This window comes from Burkholderia sp. NLJ2, assembly GCF_049487195.1.
Lineage (GTDB): Bacteria > Pseudomonadota > Gammaproteobacteria > Burkholderiales > Burkholderiaceae > Burkholderia > Burkholderia pyrrocinia.
In genome coordinates this window covers 880,323-897,433 of sequence record NZ_CP137808.1, presented here as the reverse complement: position 1 = coordinate 897,433, position 17,111 = coordinate 880,323, and the positions used below count along the sequence as shown (strand labels likewise).

The 17,111-nt window shown below is 68.2% G+C and carries 15 protein-coding genes; 7 read left to right on the top strand and 8 right to left on the bottom strand.

Going from position 1 to position 17,111, the window contains the following annotated elements:
• Positions 1-2: 2 nt before the first annotated feature.
• Positions 3-1,547: a xanthine dehydrogenase small subunit gene (xdhA, locus tag R9B84_RS04095; protein ID WP_423759307.1), complete on the bottom strand. Its 1,545-nt coding sequence runs from the start codon at positions 1,545-1,547 to the stop codon at positions 3-5.
• A gap of 349 nt (positions 1,548-1,896) precedes the next feature.
• Between xdhA and R9B84_RS04090 the strand changes: the two genes are divergently transcribed.
• Positions 1,897-3,111 carry an MFS transporter gene (locus tag R9B84_RS04090; protein WP_423759306.1) on the top strand — a complete coding sequence of 405 codons (1,215 nt, stop codon included), beginning with the start codon at positions 1,897-1,899 and terminating at the stop codon, positions 3,109-3,111.
• 88 nt (positions 3,112-3,199) lie between these two features.
• Here R9B84_RS04090 and R9B84_RS04085 read toward each other — a convergent pair whose 3' ends face one another.
• The 3 genes from R9B84_RS04085 to R9B84_RS04075 all read right to left on the bottom strand — a co-directional run bounded on the left by R9B84_RS04085 (position 3,200) and on the right by R9B84_RS04075 (position 5,489).
• Positions 3,200-3,802, bottom strand: a complete 603-nt coding sequence (locus R9B84_RS04085) for an RES family NAD+ phosphorylase (protein WP_423759305.1) — start codon at positions 3,800-3,802, stop codon at positions 3,200-3,202.
• Positions 3,803-3,805: 3 nt separating this feature from the next.
• Positions 3,806-4,477, bottom strand: coding sequence for a hypothetical protein (locus R9B84_RS04080; protein WP_423759957.1), 672 nt, complete (start codon positions 4,475-4,477; stop codon positions 3,806-3,808).
• Positions 4,478-4,598: 121 nt separating this feature from the next.
• Positions 4,599-5,489, bottom strand: coding sequence for a DMT family transporter (locus tag R9B84_RS04075; RefSeq protein WP_423759304.1), 891 nt, complete (start codon positions 5,487-5,489; stop codon positions 4,599-4,601).
• 136 nt (positions 5,490-5,625) lie between these two features.
• Here R9B84_RS04075 and R9B84_RS04070 point away from each other — a divergent pair, with 136 nt between their 5' ends.
• Positions 5,626-6,561, top strand: a complete 936-nt coding sequence (locus tag R9B84_RS04070; RefSeq protein ID WP_423759303.1) for a helix-turn-helix domain-containing protein — start codon at positions 5,626-5,628, stop codon at positions 6,559-6,561.
• A 57-nt stretch (positions 6,562-6,618) separates the two neighbouring features.
• On the opposite strand, the gene R9B84_RS04065 is transcribed toward R9B84_RS04070, so the two are convergent.
• Positions 6,619-7,830 carry a pyridoxal-phosphate-dependent aminotransferase family protein gene (locus tag R9B84_RS04065; protein ID WP_423759302.1) on the bottom strand — a complete coding sequence of 404 codons (1,212 nt, stop codon included), beginning with the start codon at positions 7,828-7,830 and terminating at the stop codon, positions 6,619-6,621.
• A gap of 533 nt (positions 7,831-8,363) precedes the next feature.
• Positions 8,364-8,573, bottom strand: a complete 210-nt coding sequence (locus R9B84_RS04060) for a hypothetical protein (RefSeq protein WP_423759301.1) — start codon at positions 8,571-8,573, stop codon at positions 8,364-8,366.
• Between R9B84_RS04060 and R9B84_RS04055 the strand changes: the two genes are divergently transcribed.
• The 5 genes from R9B84_RS04055 (at position 8,572) to R9B84_RS04035 (ending at position 14,210) form a co-directional block, all read left to right on the top strand.
• Positions 8,572-9,555 carry a LysR family transcriptional regulator gene (locus R9B84_RS04055; RefSeq protein ID WP_423759300.1) on the top strand — a complete coding sequence of 328 codons (984 nt, stop codon included), beginning with the start codon at positions 8,572-8,574 and terminating at the stop codon, positions 9,553-9,555. The genes R9B84_RS04060 and R9B84_RS04055 overlap by 2 nt on opposite strands.
• Before the next feature lie 30 nt (positions 9,556-9,585).
• Positions 9,586-10,584 (top strand): 2-hydroxyacid dehydrogenase, encoded by a 999-nt coding sequence (locus tag R9B84_RS04050; RefSeq protein ID WP_423759299.1) that lies wholly within the window; start codon positions 9,586-9,588, stop codon positions 10,582-10,584.
• A 181-nt stretch (positions 10,585-10,765) separates the two neighbouring features.
• Positions 10,766-11,548 (top strand): 5,6-dimethylbenzimidazole synthase, encoded by a 783-nt coding sequence (bluB, locus tag R9B84_RS04045; RefSeq protein ID WP_423759298.1) that lies wholly within the window; start codon positions 10,766-10,768, stop codon positions 11,546-11,548.
• A 239-nt stretch (positions 11,549-11,787) separates the two neighbouring features.
• Entirely contained in the window at positions 11,788-12,957 is a 1,170-nt protein-coding gene (locus tag R9B84_RS04040; RefSeq protein ID WP_047899934.1) for an MFS transporter, read from the top strand.
• A gap of 92 nt (positions 12,958-13,049) precedes the next feature.
• Positions 13,050-14,210, top strand: coding sequence for an MFS transporter (locus R9B84_RS04035; RefSeq protein WP_423759297.1), 1,161 nt, complete (start codon positions 13,050-13,052; stop codon positions 14,208-14,210).
• Positions 14,211-14,469: 259 nt separating this feature from the next.
• Here R9B84_RS04035 and fahA read toward each other — a convergent pair whose 3' ends face one another.
• A complete protein-coding gene (fahA, locus tag R9B84_RS04030) occupies positions 14,470-15,774 on the bottom strand; it encodes a fumarylacetoacetase (RefSeq protein ID WP_423759296.1) in 1,305 nt (434 codons plus the stop codon).
• Positions 15,771-17,105 carry a homogentisate 1,2-dioxygenase gene (gene hmgA / locus R9B84_RS04025; protein WP_423759295.1) on the bottom strand — a complete coding sequence of 445 codons (1,335 nt, stop codon included), beginning with the start codon at positions 17,103-17,105 and terminating at the stop codon, positions 15,771-15,773. Before hmgA ends, fahA begins: the two co-directional genes overlap by 4 nt.
• Positions 17,106-17,111 lie beyond the last annotated feature (6 nt).

Sequence of the window (17,111 nt, the reverse complement as noted above, 5' to 3'; positions counted from 1 at the left end):
CTTCAGACGCGCGCCGCGTCGGTGCCGGCTTCGGCGGCCACTTCACGCACATTCAGGGCTTGCGGCGGCAGCGGGTCGTGCGGGCGCGTCTCCAGCCAGAATCGGTACATCAGGTTCTTCGCGGTATCGAGGCGATACGTGCTCGTCGCGCGCATGTCGGACAGCGGCTGGTAGTCGCGCTCGAGCGCCTGCATCGCCGCCTGCGCGGTAGCTTCGTGCCACAGCGCGCCGTCGAGCACGGCTTCGGTGTGCGTCGCGCGCTTCGGCGTCGCGGCCATCCCGCCGAACGCGATGCGCGGCTCGCGGATCGTGTCGCCGTCCGCGATGAACGCGAACGCCGCACACACGGCCGAGATGTCGGAGTCGAACCGCTTCGCCAGCTTGTACGTGCGGAACTGCAGCTTCTCGCGCGCGCCGGTGCGGGTCGGCACCTTCACGCCGACGACGAATTCGTGCGGCGCCATGTCCTTCTGCTGGTAACCCGTGTAGAGCGCCTCGAGCGGCAGCTCGCGCACCGTGTCGCCGCCGCGCAGCACGACGCGCGCGCCGAGCGCGATCAGGCCGGGCATCGAATCGCCGATCGGCGAGCCGTTCGCGACGTTGCCGCCGAGCGTGCCCGCGTTGCGGATCGGCAGCGACGCGAAGCGCTTCCACATCTCGGTCAGCTCCGGATACGTGCCTGCAAGTGCCGCATACGCGTTCTCGACCGTCACGCCCGCGCCGATCTCGATCCAGTCGCCGCGCTCCACGACGCGCTGCAGTTCGGCGATCTGGCCGACGTAGATCAGGTCGTCGAGCCGGCGCATCTGCTTCGTGACCCACAGGCCGATGTCGGTGCTGCCCGCGAGGATGCGCGCATCGGGCCGCTCGGCCTTCAGTGCGGCCAGCGCGTCGAGCGTGCGCGGCGCCGCGAAGCGCGCGCCGTTGATCGTCGTGTAGTCGAACGTGTCGTCGCGCCTGAGCGATGCGAGCGTGCGGGCGAGCGCGGCCGTGTCGACCGGTGCCGACGGCGACGGCGCATCGAACATCTGCACGGCCGCGTCGACGATCGGGCGATAGCCGGTGCAGCGGCACAGGTTGCCCGTCAGCGCATCGGCGATCTCGGTGCGCGTCGGCACGTCCTTCGCCTTCGCGCACGCGCTGCCGCAGCCTTCGTGGCCGTGCTTCTCGTACAGCGCCCACATCGACATCACGAAACCGGGTGTGCAGAACCCGCATTGCGAACCGTGGCAGTCGACCATCGCCTGCTGCACCGGATGCAGCGCGCCGTCCGGCTGGCGCAGGTCCTCGACCGTCAGCAGCGCCTTGCCGTCGAGCGTCGGCAGGAACTGGATGCACGCGTTGACGGCCTTGAACTCGACCGCGCCGGCGTCGGTCAGCTCGCCGACGACGACCGTGCACGCGCCGCAGTCGCCTTCCGCACAGCCTTCCTTGGTGCCGGTGCAATGCGCGTCCTCGCGCAGGTACTGCAGCACGGTGCGGGTGACGTCCGCGCCGCTGACTTCGCGGATCGCGTGACGATGGTAGAAGCGGATCGGCTCACTCATGTCTCGATGATTCTTCAAATGGGGGGCTAGGCGGCCTGCGCGACGCGCTCGACCGACGTCTTTCTGACAGTTTGAACGCTATCACCATCAAATTTCGCAACCCATAGCCCATCACGCATGGGGCCCATATAACTGCCGCGATATGAGCGCCGGGGCCGCCCGGCGCCCTTTCCACACGGTGCCCCGCGTGCCTTCCCGGCATGCCGGCACCGATCCGTTGCGCACGAAAACGGGTCGCGATTAACTAAATGGTACCTGCGTGAAAACCGGTTCCATGGGAAAATCCCGATTCCATTTTGCGCCGTCTTCCGTTTCGTCACGCTCCGTTTCGCTCATTCGTTCCGACCCCATGCCTACCGACTCCGCCACACCACCGCGCAGCGGGTTCGCGGTCACGCTGCAAATCGTGTCCGTCGTCTGCTTCACGTTCATCTGCTACCTGACCATCGGCCTGCCGCTCGCGGTGCTGCCGGGCTTCGTCCATGACGACCTCGGCTTTTCCGCGATCGTCGCGGGCGGCGCGATCAGCGTCCAGTACTTCGCGACGCTCGCGTCGCGGCCGCTCGCCGGGCGCTTCGCCGATACGCTCGGCCCGAAGCAGACGGTGCTGCGCGGGCTGGTCGGCTGCGGCGTGTCGGGCGTGCTGCTGCTCGTCGCGCTGCTGCTCGCGCACTGGCCGGTCGCGAGCCTCGTGCTGCTGGTCGCGAGCCGGCTCGTGCTCGGCGTCGGCGAAAGCCTGTGCGGCACCGGCGCGATCCTGTGGGGCATCGGCCGGGTCGGCGTCACGCACAACGCGAAGGTGATCTCGTGGAACGGCATCGCGACCTACGGCGCGCTCGCGCTCGGCGCGCCGGTCGGCGTCGCGATCGCACATACGCTGAATCCGGCGCTGATCGGCGTGATCGTGATCGCGCTCGCCGCGATCGGCTTCTACCTCGCGCGCCTGATCGATTCCGTGCCGCTCGTGCACGGCGAACGGATGTCGTATGCGAGCGTGTTCACGCGCGTGCTGCCGCACGGCCTCGGCCTCGCGCTCGGCTCGGCCGGCTTCGGCTCGATCGCGACCTTCGTCACGCTGTACTACGCGGCGCGCCACTGGCCGAACGCCGCGCTGTCGCTGACCGTGTTCGGCACGCTGTTCATCGGCGCACGCCTGTTGTTCGCGAACACGATCAAGACCTACGGCGGCTTCCGCGTCGCGATCGTGTCGTTCGCGTTCGAATGCTCGGGCCTCGTGCTGCTGTGGCTCGCGCCGGTGCCGCACGTCGCGCTCGTCGGCGCCGCGCTGACGGGCTTCGGCTTCGCGCTGATCTTCCCGGCGCTCGGCGTCGAGGCCGTCGCGCTCGTGCCGCCGGCGAGCCGCGGCGCGGCGCTGTCCGCGTACTCGGTGTTCCTCGACCTGTCGCTCGGCATCACGGGCCCGCTCGCCGGCTATGTCGCGGGCGCGTTCGGTTATCCGCAGGTGTTCCTGTTCGCGGCAGCGGCCGCCGCCGCCGGCGTCGCGCTGTCGATGGTGCTGTACCAGCGACAGGCGCGTGTTGCCGGCAGCGGCGCGGCGGCATGACCGCCCGGGCCGCGAGGCATTGCGCGTGCCGCCCCTTCCGATGGAATGCCGCCCGAAGCCGCCCGCCGGGCGGCCGGCGATACGCGGCTTAACGCGGCAATATGTTGAAGTCCCGCAGCACGCGGGCAGCCTCGGTGTGGCGCCGGAACGGAACGGCGCGCTCGAGCCTGAGTTTGGGTTCGGCACGATCGAAGAGCACGAGCGCTTCCGACGTGTTGAGATGACGTGACATATACAGAAAGCCGTCGACCCGACGACCATGCCCGTGTACGGCGAGCGACCATTGCTGCGGGATATCGTACGGTACGACGGTCGACAGCGCCCCATCGCCGCCGAGGTTTTTCAGCGGCAGGCCGTGCAGGACGGCCACCGTCAGCGGCGAACCGGTGAACGAAAGCACGAAGCGCTCAAGCTCGGTCGTCACGAGCGGGAAGCCACCGACAGCGAGATCCGCGACTTCGTCGTGCAGCACAGTCTCGGCGAACGCGCAGTGCAGGTCGAAACCGAAATAGCTGGTGCCATACCGGCGCCGTTTGCGCGGGTCGTCGAAACGGTTGCCGCCCGACTTGCCGAAGTATGGCTCACCCGTCTCGTATCGGGAAACGCGCACCAGCACCGTCGGCGGAATCTCCCGCGTAACCAGCGTCGCATTCGCGAAGTGTTCGCTCGGTGGCCTCAATGTCAACCGCACCTCCTAGCGCTCCGCGAACGCCGCTGCGGCACGCTCCACCTCTTCGAGCCTTCCTTGCGACAGCGCTTTCAGCGGCGTGACGTTGCCAAGGGACGCCTTGGGCGTCGTGAAGAATTGCCATTTGCTCCACCCCGGCAAACTACCCAGGCGTTGCGTCACCTTTCCTAGCGTCTTGCGATCGATATCGCCCATCAGATAAAAGGCCGGATAGTATTGCACCGCCCCCACGTCGACCGTGAAGATGCGCCCGGACACGACCGCCTTGCTAAGCGCCTGCCGCGTCATGCCGAGCCCTGCCCAGATCTCCGCGGCCGGCAGCAGCGCGCCCTCCGCGACGAGCGCCCGCCGTTCAGCCAGCGCGCGCCGCTCGAAATCAGCCGCCGCAGCATCCGCGCGTGCCGCCGGCTTCGCATGCTGCTTCGTGCGACCCGAAGGTTGCCTGTCGCGGGTCGCAGCGGCAGCGATGCCGAACGTGATCGTGCCCGCCAGATCAACGACCTGCGCGATACCGACCTTGAACAGATGTCCCAGTTGTTCGTCCGACAACCTGAGCAGCGCCCGGGCCCGCTCGGGGCCGAGCATGGTCGCAGCGCCGACGGCGCTGCGCAGCGCCTCTTCGGTCTCGACATCGAGAACCGCAACCGCGCTTTCGAGCACATGAGCCCGCCTGATCATCATCGCCTCCTTGCACGACCGGAAGGTCAAGGGTAGACCCGATTAGAAACCAAGTCAACCATGACAACCACCCCTGACAGCCGGGCCGACGGCGCCGCACGACCGGCCGTCCGTTCATCCGTCAGGCCGTCCGGAGAAACAGCCGGCGCGTCAGGTCGAACGCAACGAGATTGCCGGCCACCACGAGCAGCAGCCCGATCACCGCGAGCGGCGACCACTGGTAGCCCTCGAACACCGTCGACACGGCCAGCGCGACGATTGGGAACAGCACCGTGCAGTACGCGGCGCGCTCCGGCCCGATGCGGCCGACGAGCGTCAGGTACGCGGTGAAGCCGATCACCGAGCCCGGCACGGCGAGGTAGACGAGCGCGCCGAGATAACGCGGGCTCATGTCGAGCGCGAACGGCATCCCGGCCACCGCGCTGCCGACGGTCAGGATCGCCGCGCCGATCAGCATCGCCCAGCCGTTGGTCGCGAGCGGGTGCAGCCCCATCGACTGCATCCGGCTCGACAGCAGGTTGCCGGCCGAGAAGCACATCGTGCCGGCGAACGCGATCGCGAGCCCGATCCAGGTCGCGTGGTCGTCGAGATGGCCGGCCATCTGCTGCCAGAACAGGCACGCGATGCCGACCAGGCCGAGCAGCGCGCCGGCAATCGCCGACGGCCGCAGCGGGCGGCCCATGAACAGCCGGCCGTTGATCGAGTTCAGCAGCGGCGCGGTCGAGAAGATCACCGCGACGAGCCCGCTCGGCACGACCTGCTCCGCGTAGTAGAAGCACAGGAAATTCAGGCAGAACAGTGCGAAGCCCTGCGCGACGAGGTAGCGCCACGCTTCGCGCGGCGGGCGGACCGGCCGGCGCATCACGCGCAGCAGCGCGAACAGCACGGCGGCTGCGAGCCAGAAGCGCCATGCGATCGACACGGGCGGCGGCACGGAGCCGAGCTGCCATTTGATCGCGATCCAGGTGGTGCCCCAGATCAGCACGGTGACAAAATAAAGCGACAGGTTCATGGCGGTGGCGGTCCGGAAATCGGATGAAACAGGATCCCGACTATGCCGCCGCGCGGCGCGTGCCGATTGTCCGGAATTGCGGTCTTTTCCGGGCGGTCGCGCCCGGTGCTGCGGGCCCGCTTATACTCGGCGCATCATGAGCTTCTCCCTCTCCGCCCCGCCCGTCGACCGCGCCGCCACCCTGGCCGGCGGCGATTTGCCGTTTGGCCTGCAGTCGGTGTGCCGCACGCTCGCCGACGCGAACGCGACGCTCGAGCGCTTCGCGTGGCTCGGCGACCATCTCGCGATCGCCGAATGGACACGGATCACCGACGAAAGCGAGACGATCTACGAGCAGCCCGGCCACCACACGCTGTCGTGCTACCTCGACGGCGGCTACCGGACCGAGCGCGAACGCGTGCCGCGCTACGGCGCGCCGAGCCTGCTGTGCGCGCTGCCGGGCGACCACGAATCGCGCTGGTGGGTGCGCGGCGAGATGCACTTCATCCACCTGTATTTCCTGCCCGAGCACTTCACGCAGCGCGCGATCCGCGAACTCGACCGCGAGCCGCGCGAGCTGAAGCTCGCCGACCGAACCTATTTCGAGGATGCGCGCGTCGCCGCGCTGCTGCGCTCGCTCGCGCTGGACGGCTGGGACGATGCCGACGAGCGGCTGCGCGTGAACGAGACCGCGCACGAGGTGCTGAGCCTGCTGCTGCGCGGGCAGAGCACGACGCGCACCGACGCATCGTTCCGCGGCGGGCTTGCGCCGGCCGTGCGCCGCCGCGTGCGCGACTACATCGACACGTACCTGACGCAGCCGCTGACGCTTGGTGAACTGGCCGACGTCGCCGCGCTGTCCGAATATCACTTCTCGCGGATGTTCCGGTTGTCGTTCGGCCGCGCGCCGCATGCGTGGGTCGCCGAGCAGCGGCTCGCGCGGGCGCGCGAACTGCTGCGCACGACGCCGCTGCCGCTCGCGCAGGTCGCGGCCGACTGCGGCTACGCGAACGCCGCCCACTTCAGCCATCGTTTTCGCGACGCGCACGGCACGACGCCGAATACGTACCGCCGCGCGATGCAAGGCCGCTGAGCGCGATCGACCGATCGCGGCCAGCCGGCCACCGAGGCCGGTTGGCCGCCTGCGGCGTTACACGCCGCGTTGCGACAGTTCCTGTTCGAGCGCCGCGACACCGGCCGGCAGGTCGACCGGCACCTTCAGGTCGACCATCGTGCGGCCGAACGCATGCAGCGTGCGGAACAGGTTGTGTTCGCGGCACTGCTCGCCCATCTGCCCGATCCGCACGATCGGCAACCCGAACGAGCCGGAGATCTCGACCTGGTACTGCTTCGAGATATGGCCGCAGACCATCCCGGGCGTGAGCCCTTCCGGCGTCTCGATCCCGACCACCGAATTGAGCCGGCAGTCCTTCGGCGCATAGAGCTTGAGGCCCATCGACTCGACGCCCGCCTGCAGCGCGAGCGAGCAGCGCAGGTGCCGCGCGAAGCGGCTTTCGAGCGTTTCCGCGCAAACCAGCCGCAGCGCCTCGTGCAGCGCGAGCACGCCCGACACGGGCGCCGTGTAGTGATAGCCGGCGTTGTGCCAGAAGTTCTCCGCGAGCGCCATGTCGAGGCACCAGTGCGTGTTCGGTTCGGGGCGATGCTTCATGCGCTCCCACGCGGCGTCGGAAAACGCGATCAGCGACACGCCCGGGATCGACGACAGCCCCTTCTGGCCACCGGTGATCACCGCGTCGATGCCCCACGCATCCATGTCGAGCGGCATCGTCGACAGCGTGCACACCGCATCGACGACGACCAGCGCGCCGGCCGCCTTCGCGAGCGCCGCGATGTCGCGCAGGTCGCGGTTCCACACGGTGTTCGACGTCTCGCCCTGCACGATCGTGACGATCTCGGGCCGCTCGCGCGCGATCGCATCCGCGACCTCGTCGAGGCTCGCGACCGCGCGGTCGGCCACTTCGAGCGTCGCGACGTCGGCGCCGACGCGCGTGGCCATCTCGGCCATCCGCGCGCTGAAGAAGCCGTTGCGGATCGACAGCACGCGCGTGCCGCGCCAGGCGAGGTTCGAGATCGCCATTTCCATCGCGGCCGAGCCGGGGCCCGCGACGCCGAGCACCCACTTCGTGCGGGTCTGGAACACGTAGCGCGCCATCTCCTTCACCTGCTCGATGATCTTCGCCATCGTCGCGCCGAGGTGGTTGATCACGATCGTGTTCGCCTTCGCGACGGCGGCCGGGATCGGGACCGGGCCGGCCCCCATCATCAGCAGCGGTTCTTCGGGCAGGATCGCGTCGAGCGGCACGACGACGGGACAGGGGATCGGCGAGTAATCGATGGACATGGCTGGTAAGAGTCGAGGAAAGGAAATGCACGGGCGCCCGCCGCGCTGCATGGCGAACTGATCGATCATTCCGCGTTCCGCGGCCTCGCGCAAGAGGCACGCGCGGCCGGACAGCGCGACGGTGGCCCGGTCGCCGGACCGGGCCAGCCGGCCGCGCATGCGTCGCACACCGGCATTCCGGATTGGAATGGCATTGCCGGCCGGTTGCGAAACGGTTCCATGTTCGTGATTTTCTCCGCCAATATCGACGTGTTTCATCGATGCCGACGGTTCAACACGACTTGCGTATCGAACGAAATAGACCGGCTGCCCGCTAAAAATCGCCGCACGGAATGCGATACGCAAAACCTGCGCACGGCAAAAAACATCCATTATTGCTGCATATATTGAGGGAGCGATCGATCTTATTACCGGAACGAACCTGCTCGAACCACGAACAACCAATTGATTAACATACGAATTATTCGTCGATCCGACACATAATCCAATACTCCGCCGCCTTTGAACGGCAGGCACGCGAGACAGCTCGACATTTAACCGGTACTCGCGATTTCGATTTTCCGCAACCCGCCCGTTTTCTCAGGTTGACGGATATCGCATCTGTATTTAACAATCATCTGCGGAATCGAAAACCGATTTTTCGATGCGCGGGAGAACTGGGTGCCGCACGATGCCTTTTCGAGGTTGCGCGGCGAAAAATCACAACCATAATCAATCAACCGGGCCAGAAATACGCGAGCCATGAACCAGATTCAGACCATGCGTGTATTCGTCTGTGTCGCCGAGCAGCAGAGCTTCCGGCGCGCAGCGCACCATCTCGGCGTGTCCAATGCGCTCGTCACGCGTTCGATCGCGATGCTCGAGGGCCACCTGAACACACGGCTGATCCACCGCACCACGCGCAACCTGTCACTCACCGAGGCGGGCGTGCGCTACCTCGACGGTTGCCGCGCGCTGCTCGAGGAATTCGACCACCTCGAGTCGTCCGTCGCGCATGCCGTGCGCGAACCGGCCGGCACGCTGCGCGTCGTCGCGTCGGGCCTGCTGTCGCCGCTCGCGCTGACGCCGCTCATCAGCAGCTTCCGGCACCGCTACCCGGAACTGCGCGTGCAGCTGACCGTCGCCGAAGGGCCGCTCGACGTGCTCGATTCCGGCTACGACGTCGGCATCGTCACGGGCAACCGGCTCGACGGCAACCCGTCGCTGATCGGCCATGCGCTCGCGCCGAACCCGTTCGTCGCCTGCGCGGCACCGGCCTATCTCGACCGGCGCGGCGAGCCGCGCGCGCCCGACGACCTGCCGGGCCACGACTGGGTCACGCTCGCCTCGCACCAGCACGCGCCCGCGTGGCAGCTCGTCGGCCACGACGGCGTCGCGCATTCCGTCACGGTGCGCCCGGCCTGCACGGTCAACCAGCTCGCGCTCGTCCAGGCCGCCGCCGTGGCCGGCGCCGGCATCGCGATCCTGCCCGAGCCGTGCGTCGCCGACGCGCTCAACAACGGCACGCTCGTGCGGCTGCTGCCCGGCTACCGGATCGACGATCCGGACGCGCAACTGTCGCTCGTCTATCCGAATCGCCAGTACGTGCCGGCCCGCACGCGCAGCTTCGTCGAGCACACGCTCGACCACTTCAGCGCGCAGTCGGCCCGCGAGCGGGCGGATTACGGCTTCCGGCGTCCGCCGCGCGGGCCCGAGCGCTCCGACATCGTCACGGGCCTGCAGTAAACTGCGCGCGTCAGCCATCGGAGGTGCAGCGTGCGCGTGATCCTGTTCAGCAGCCGGCAGTACGACGACGATTCGTTTGCCGCCGCCAACCGGCAGTTCGGCTATCGGCTGCACTTCCAGCCGTCGCACCTCGACGCAGAGACCGCGATCCTCGCGCATGGTTATGACGTCGTCTGCCCGTTCGTCAACGACACGGTCGACGCGGCCGTGCTCGAGCGGCTGGCGGACGGCGGCACGCGCCTGATCGCGCTGCGCTCGGCGGGCTTCAACCATGTCGACCTCGCGGCCGCCGAGCGGCTCGGCATCACGGTCGTGCGCGTGCCCGCATATTCGCCGCATGCGGTCGCCGAGCACGCGGTCGCGCTGATCCTCGCGCTCAACCGCCGGCTGCCGCGCGCCGTCGCGCGCACCCGCGAAGGCGACTTCTCGCTGAACGGCCTGCTCGGCTTCGACCTGCACGGCAAGACCGTCGGCGTGATCGGCACCGGCATCATCGGCAGCGTGTTCGCGAAGATCATGATGGGCTTCGGGATGCATGTGCTCGCCCACTCGGTGCCGCCGTACAACGACGAGCTGATCGCGTTCGGCGCGCGCTATGTCGAGCTCGACGCGTTGCTGCACCACGCCGACATCGTCAGCCTGCACTGTCCGCTGCTGCCGTCGACGCACCACCTGATCAACGAACAGACGCTCGCGCGAATGAAGCACGGCGCGATGCTGATCAACACCGGCCGCGGCGGCCTCGTCGATGCACAGGCATTGATCGACGCGCTCAAGAGCGGCCAGCTCGGCCATCTCGGGCTCGACGTGTACGAGGAGGAAAGCGGGCTCTTCTTCGAGGATCATTCCGACCAGCCGCTGCAGGACGACGTGCTCGCGCGCCTGCTGACGTTCCCGAACGTGATCGTCACGTCGCACCAGGCGTTCTTCACGCGCGAGGCCTTGGCAGAGATCGCGCACACGACGCTGCTGAACATCGAGGCCTGGCATGCGGGCACGCCACAGAACGTCGTGACGGCGATTCGCTGACAAATCGACGAAATTGGCTCATTTGATGGTTGCCGGCGCCACCGCAATCGTTTGCTTGCGCCCACTGCTGCGCAACCAGCCTTTTTCATGAACAATTTCGCGCTTTGTTTCGAATGATGTAACGCGGCCCGCGCGCGGTCTGCTATCGTTGCGCCGACGTCATCCCCTGCTTTTGCCGCTCATGCGTTTCGACGACTCCGACATCGCCGCCGTCTACCGCGCCATTTTCGAACGGCGCGACATGCGCCATTTCACGCCGGCGCCCGTCGATCCGGCCGTGCTCGCGCGCTTGCTGCGCGCGGCGCACCACGCGCCGAGCGTCGGCTTCATGCAGCCGTGGCGCTTCATCCGCATCACCGATCCCGCGCTGCGCACCGCGATCCACGCGCTGGTCGAGGCCGAGCGCCGCGCGACCGCCGACGCGCTCGGCGAGCGCCAGGACGAATTCATGCGGCTGAAGGTCGAAGGCGTGCGCGAATGCGGCGAGCTGCTGGTCGTCGCACTTGCCGACGGCCGCGAGCGCCACGTGTTCGGCCGCCGCACGCTGCCGGAGATGGATCTCGCGTCCGCCGCGTGCGCGATCCAGAACATGTGGCTCGCGGCGCGCGCGGAAGGGCTCGGGATGGGCTGGGTGTCGCTGTTCGACGTCGATGCGCTGCGCACGCTGCTGCGGATGCCCGATGGCGCGAAGCCGATCGCCGTGCTGTGCGTCGGACACGTCGACGCGTTCTATACAAAGCCGATGCTCGAGCAGGAGCGCTGGGCCGCGCGGATGCCGATCGAAGCGTGCCTGTTCGAAAACGGCTGGGACGATCCGGCCGCGATCGACGCAGCCGGATCGCCCGCGCCGCCTGCGGACACGAACGCCGCACCGGACGCAAACGCGCCACACGCATCGGACGCCATCGCCGAACCGGCGCGCTCCGCCGTGCTCACCGACGAGTCACCCCAACGGCTTGCCTGACGCGCGGTACGGCAGCCACCATCGTTCCGACCCCGGTAAATCCGCGTCCACGCACACGCACCGATTCCCACACTGTGAGCTTCCCGCCCACTGCCCCGTCGCACGCCGGCAACATCCGTTTTGGCCCCGAGCATAAGGGTTTTCACTGAAGTAGAATCGCGCTGTCGTTCGCCTTCCCGTCCGCCCGTTCCGCGCATCCTGCGCCAGCCCGAGCGGCGGCTTTTCCCGAGCCTACCGCGATGCCCTTGCCTCTTTTCGCCCTTGCCGTCGCCGCATTTGGAATCGGTACCACCGAATTCGTGATCATGGGGCTGCTGCCCAACGTCGCGCGCGACCTCGGCGTGTCGATTCCGGCCGCCGGGATGCTCGTGTCGGGCTACGCGCTCGGCGTGACGATCGGCGCACCGATTCTCGCGATCGTCACCGCGAAGATGCCGCGCAAGCGCGCACTGATGGGCCTGATCGGGCTGTTCATCGCGGGCAACCTGTTCTGCGCGATCGCACCGGGCTATGCGGTGCTGATGGCCGCGCGCGTCGTCACCGCGTTCTGCCATGGCGCGTTCTTCGGGATCGGCTCGGTGGTCGCGAGCAACCTCGTCGCACCGAACCGCCGCGCGCAGGCGATCGCGCTGATGTTCACGGGCCTCACGCTCGCGAACGTGCTCGGCGTGCCGCTCGGCACCGCGCTCGGCCAGGCGTTCGGCTGGCGCGCGACGTTCTGGGCCGTCACCGGCATCGGCATCGCCGCGGCCGCCGCGCTCGCGGTCTGCCTGCCGAAGAACCTCGCGATGCCCGACACCAGCATCACGCGCGAATTCAGCGTGCTGAAGCACCCGCAGGTGCTGATGGTGCTCGGCATCAGCGTGCTCGCGTCCGCGAGCCTGTTCAGCGTGTTCACGTACATCACGCCGATCCTCGAGGACGTGACGGGCTTCTCGCCGCGTCAGGTCACGTACGTGCTGCTGCTGTTCGGCCTCGGGCTGACGGTCGGCGGCACGCTCGGCGGCAAGCTCGCCGACTGGCGCCGGATGCCGTCGCTGATCGCGACGCTCGCGCTGATCGGCATCGTCCTCGCGCTGTTCGCGGGCACGATGCACTTGCCGTTCGCCGCGCTCGCGACGATCTTCGTGTGGGGCATCCTCGCGTTCGCGATCGTGCCGCCGCTGCAGATCCTGATCGTCGATCGCGCGAGCGACGCGCCGAACCTCGCGTCGACGCTGAACCAGGGCGCGTTCAACCTCGGCAACGCGACGGGCGCGTGGCTCGGCGGGATGGCGATCGGCTCCGGCGTGTCGCTCGTGAGCCTGCCGTGGGTCGGCGTCGCGATGGCCGTCGCGGCGCTGGCGCTCACGCTGTGGTCCGCGTCGCTCGAACGCCGCCCGCTGGCCGCGCCGACCGAATACGTGTAACGCAACCGCGCGCATTCGTTGCGCGCGCAACGCCATTCGAACCTGATGGCCTTCATGGACCTTTCAAGGTCCGCGGTGTAGCATCCCGGCCGATGAAAGCCATTCTCAATCGTGATTTCCTCGCGCTCATCCTGAGCGTCGCGGTCGTCGGCCTCGGGACCGGCGCCACGCTGCCGCTCACCGCGCTCGCACTGACCGAAGCCGGACACGGCACCAACGTCGTCGGCATGCTGACCGCTGCGCAGGCGCTCGGCGGCCTCGCGATCGTCCCGTTCGTCACCGCGCTCGCGCGGCACATCGGCTCGCGCCGTGCGATCGTCGTGTCGGTCGTGCTGCTCGCGGCAGCCACCGCGCTGATGCAGTTCACGTCGAACCTGATCCTGTGGGGTGTGCTGCGCGTGCTGTGCGGCGCCGCGCTGATGCTGCTGTTCACGATCGGCGAGGCGTGGGTCAACCAGCTCGCCGACGATTCGACGCGCGGCCGCGTCGTCGCGATCTACGCAACCAATTTCACGCTGTTCCAGATGGCCGGCCCCGTGCTCGTCAGCCAGATCGCCGGTGCGACGGGCATCCGCTTCGCGCTGTGCGGCGCGCTGTTCCTGCTCGCGCTGCCGGCGCTCGCGACGATCCGGCGCGCGCCGCTCGCCGGCGACGATGCGCATCACGCGGAACACGATCACTGGCTTGCGGTGCTGCCGCGCATGCCCGCGCTGATCATCGGCACCGGGTTCTTCGCGCTGTTCGATACGCTCGCGCTGTCGCTGCTGCCGCTCTACGCGATGGATCACGGCGTCGCGAGCGCGACCGCCGTGCTGCTCGCGTCGATCATGCTGTTCGGCGATACCGCGATGCAGTTCCCGATCGGCTGGCTCGCGGACAAGCTCGGCCGCGAACGCGTGCACCTCGGCGCAGGCTGGATCGTGCTGGCCGGCCTGCCGCTGCTGCCGTTCGTGATCGCGAATCCGTGGCTGTGCTGGCCGCTGCTGTTCGTGCTCGGCGCGGCGGCCGGCAGCATCTACACGCTGTCGCTCGTCGCATGCGGCGAACGCTTCCGCGGCGCCGCGCTCGTCACCGCGAGCTCGCTCGTATCGGCGTCGTGGAGCGCCGCGAGCTTCGGCGGCCCGCTCGTCGCGGGCGCATTGATGGAGCAACTGGGCAGCAACGCGCTGGTGGGCGTGCTGGTCGTCTGCGTCGCGGCGTTCGTCGCGGCCGCGCTGTGGGAACGTCGCACCGCGTTGCAACGCACGGTCTGACATCGGCGCTGTCGCTGTCGCTGTCGCTGTCGCTGTCGCTGTCGCTGTCGCTGTCGCTGTCGCTGTCGCTGTCGCAGACGCAGACGCAGACGCAGACGCAGACGCAGACGCAGACGCAGACGCAGACATTAACACTCGTACACCGCGTCACACATCGACACGCGCGCGCCGCCCCCCCGCCGGCAAAACGAAAACGGCCCGCACAATGCGGGCCGCCTTGTCCTTCCGAACTACGTGTTACGAGTCGCGCCGCGATCCGTCACGCGCTCCTCGCGGGTAGGATCTTGCCGGCACACGCGCCGAAGCCGACGCGATAGCCGTCGCCCTGGCACCATCCGGCGAGCGTCAGCTCGTCACCATCCTCGATGAACGCACGGCTGCCGCCGCCGTCCAGCGCAACCGGCTCCTTGCCGTTCCACGTCAGTTCGAGCAGGCTGCCGAACGAATCCTTCGTCGGCCCGCTGATCGTGCCCGAACCCATCAGGTCGCCGACCCGCGTGTTGCAGCCCGCGACCGTGTGATGCGCGAGCTGCTGCGCCATCGTCCAGTACATGTGCTTGAAGTTGGTGCGGCAGATCGACGTCGCAACGGCTGCGCCTTCCGCGCGCAGCGTCACTTCGAGCGCGATGTCGAACGCATGCTTGCCCGCATGCTGCAGATACGCGAGCGGCTGCGGCGACTGCGCCGGCTGCACGGTGCGGAACGGTTCGAGCGCGTCGAGCGTGACGATCCACGGCGAGATCGTCGTCGCGAACGTCTTCGCGTTGAACGGGCCGAGCGGCACGTATTCCCACTGCTGGATGTCGCGCGCGCTCCAGTCGTTCAGCAGCACCATCCCGAAGATGTGCGCCTCCGCGTCCTCGCACGCGATCGGCTCGCCGAGCGCGTTGCCCTTGCCGACGATGAAGCCCGTCTCCAGTTCGATGTCGAGCTTGCGGCACGCGCCGAACACCGGACGCTCCTGGTCGGGCAGCTTCAGTTGCCCGTTCGGCCGCCGCACCGGCGTGCCGCTCACGACCACCGACGACGCGCGGCCGTTGTAACCGATCGGCATCTCCGACCAGTTCGGCAGCAGCGCATTCTTCGGATCGCGGAACATCGAGCCGACGTTGGTCGCGTGCTCCTTCGACGAATAGAAATCGGTGTAGCCGGGAATCTCGACCGGCAGATGCAGCGTCGCGTCGCGCTGCGCGACTAGCACCTGCGCGCGCAGCGCCGCATCGTCATGCAGCCGTGCGTTGTCGCGCGAGAACAGGTCCGACAGTTGCACGCGCACGCTGCGCCATGCATCGCGGCCGAGCGCGATGAATGCGTTGAGCGTCGGCGCGGCGAACGCATCGGCGCCGGCCGGCAGCGTCACGAGCCCCGCGCGCGCAAGCGCCGCGAGATCGACGATCTGGTCGCCGAGCGCGACGCCCGCACGGCGCGCCGCCTGCTTCGCGTCGCTGAAGATCCCGAACGGCAGGTTCTGGATCGGGAAATCGCAGGCGGGATCGTTCGCCGTGTCGACCCAGCTCTTGCGGGCCGGGTCGAGCGTCGCGCGCCAGTCTTGGGTATCGCTCATCGTTGCTCCGGATTGAAGTGTTTCTTGATGCCTTGCCAGCATTCGAAGTAGTCCGCCTGCAGTTGCGCGGTGTCGAGCGCGTAGCGCGTCGGCCGGATCAGCGTGCGGGTCTCGAACATGAACGCCATCGTCGCGTCGACCTTGTGCGGCTTCGTCGTGTCGCTTGCGGACGCCTTCTCGAACGTGTCCGCGTCGGGCCCGTGGCCCGACATGCAGTTGTGCAGGCTCGCGCCGCCCGGCACGAAACCTTCGGCCTTCGCGTCGTACGCGCCGTGCACGAGCCCCATGAACTCGCTCGCGACGTTGCGGTGGAACCATGGTGGGCGGAACGTATCCTCGGCCGCGAGCCAGCGCGGCGGGAAGATCACGAAGTCGATCGTGTCGACGCCCGGCGTATCGCTCTGCGACTGCAGCACGAGGAAGATCGACGGATCGGGATGGTCGAAGCTGATCGAGCCGATCGTGTTGAACAGGCGCAGGTCGTATTTGTACGGCGCGTAGTTGCCGTGCCACGCGACGACATCGAGCGGCGAATGGCCGATGTCCGCGCGCCACAGGCGGCCGTTCAGCTTCGCGATCAGCTCGAACGCGCCTTCGCGATCCTCGTACGCGGCCTGCGGCGTCAGGAAGTCGCGCGGGTTCGCGAGACCGTTCGAGCCGATCGGGCCGAGATCCGGCAGGCGCAGCTGCGCGCCGAAGTTTTCGCAGATGTAGCCGCGCGCGTCGCCGTCCGGCAGCACGACGGAAAAACGCACGCCGCGCGGAATCACCGCAATCTCGAACGGCTCGACGTCGAGCCGGCCGAATTCGGTCGCGATGTAGAGCCGCCCCTGCTGCGGCACGATCAGCAGTTCGCCGTCCGCGCTGTAGAAGAAGCGGTCCTGCATCGAGCGGTTCGCCGCGTACAGGTGGATCGCGCAGCCGTTCATCGCGGCCGCCGAGCCGTTGCCGGCCATCGTCACCAGCCCATCGACGAAATCGGTCGGCTCGACCGGCATCGGCAGCGGGTCCCAGCGCAACTGGTTCGGCGGCGTCGGCGGCACGTCGGCCGAGTCGCCGAATTCCGACACGAGCCGCTGCGGGCCCGCGTACGGCTCGAACGGCCGGTGCACGGCCGCCGGGCGGATGCGGTACAGCCACGAGCGGCGGTTGTGGCCGCGCGGCGCGGTAAACGCGGTGCCCGACAGCTGCTCCGCATACAGCCCGTACGGCGCGCGCTGCGGCGAGTTGCGGCCGTGCGGCAGCGCGCCCGGCAGTGCCTCGGTCGCGAATTCGTTCGCGAAACCGCTCAGGTAGCCGGCGGTCGCCGGTTTCGACAGGTCAAGCGTCATCGTTTC

Bases quoted from the DNA above. Each gene is read 5' to 3' on its own strand.
- R9B84_RS04055 (WP_423759300.1), top strand. From the start codon at position 8,572: ATGAACCAGATTCAGACCATGCGTGTATTCGTCTGTGTCGCCGAGCAG.
- R9B84_RS04035 (WP_423759297.1), top strand. From the start codon at position 13,050: ATGAAAGCCATTCTCAATCGTGATTTCCTCGCGCTCATCCTGAGCGTC.
- R9B84_RS04060 (WP_423759301.1), bottom strand. From the start codon at position 8,573: ATGGCTCGCGTATTTCTGGCCCGGTTGATTGATTATGGTTGTGATTTT.
- bluB (WP_423759298.1), top strand. From the start codon at position 10,766: ATGCGTTTCGACGACTCCGACATCGCCGCCGTCTACCGCGCCATTTTC.
- xdhA (WP_423759307.1), bottom strand. From the start codon at position 1,547: ATGAGTGAGCCGATCCGCTTCTACCATCGTCACGCGATCCGCGAAGTC.
- R9B84_RS04065 (WP_423759302.1), bottom strand. From the start codon at position 7,830: ATGTCCATCGATTACTCGCCGATCCCCTGTCCCGTCGTCGTGCCGCTC.
- fahA (WP_423759296.1), bottom strand. From the start codon at position 15,774: ATGAGCGATACCCAAGACTGGCGCGCGACGCTCGACCCGGCCCGCAAG.
- hmgA (WP_423759295.1), bottom strand. From the start codon at position 17,105: ATGACGCTTGACCTGTCGAAACCGGCGACCGCCGGCTACCTGAGCGGT.
- R9B84_RS04040 (WP_047899934.1), top strand. From the start codon at position 11,788: ATGCCCTTGCCTCTTTTCGCCCTTGCCGTCGCCGCATTTGGAATCGGT.
- R9B84_RS04090 (WP_423759306.1), top strand. From the start codon at position 1,897: ATGCCTACCGACTCCGCCACACCACCGCGCAGCGGGTTCGCGGTCACG.
- R9B84_RS04080 (WP_423759957.1), bottom strand. From the start codon at position 4,477: ATGATCAGGCGGGCTCATGTGCTCGAAAGCGCGGTTGCGGTTCTCGAT.
- R9B84_RS04075 (WP_423759304.1), bottom strand. From the start codon at position 5,489: ATGAACCTGTCGCTTTATTTTGTCACCGTGCTGATCTGGGGCACCACC.
- R9B84_RS04070 (WP_423759303.1), top strand. From the start codon at position 5,626: ATGAGCTTCTCCCTCTCCGCCCCGCCCGTCGACCGCGCCGCCACCCTG.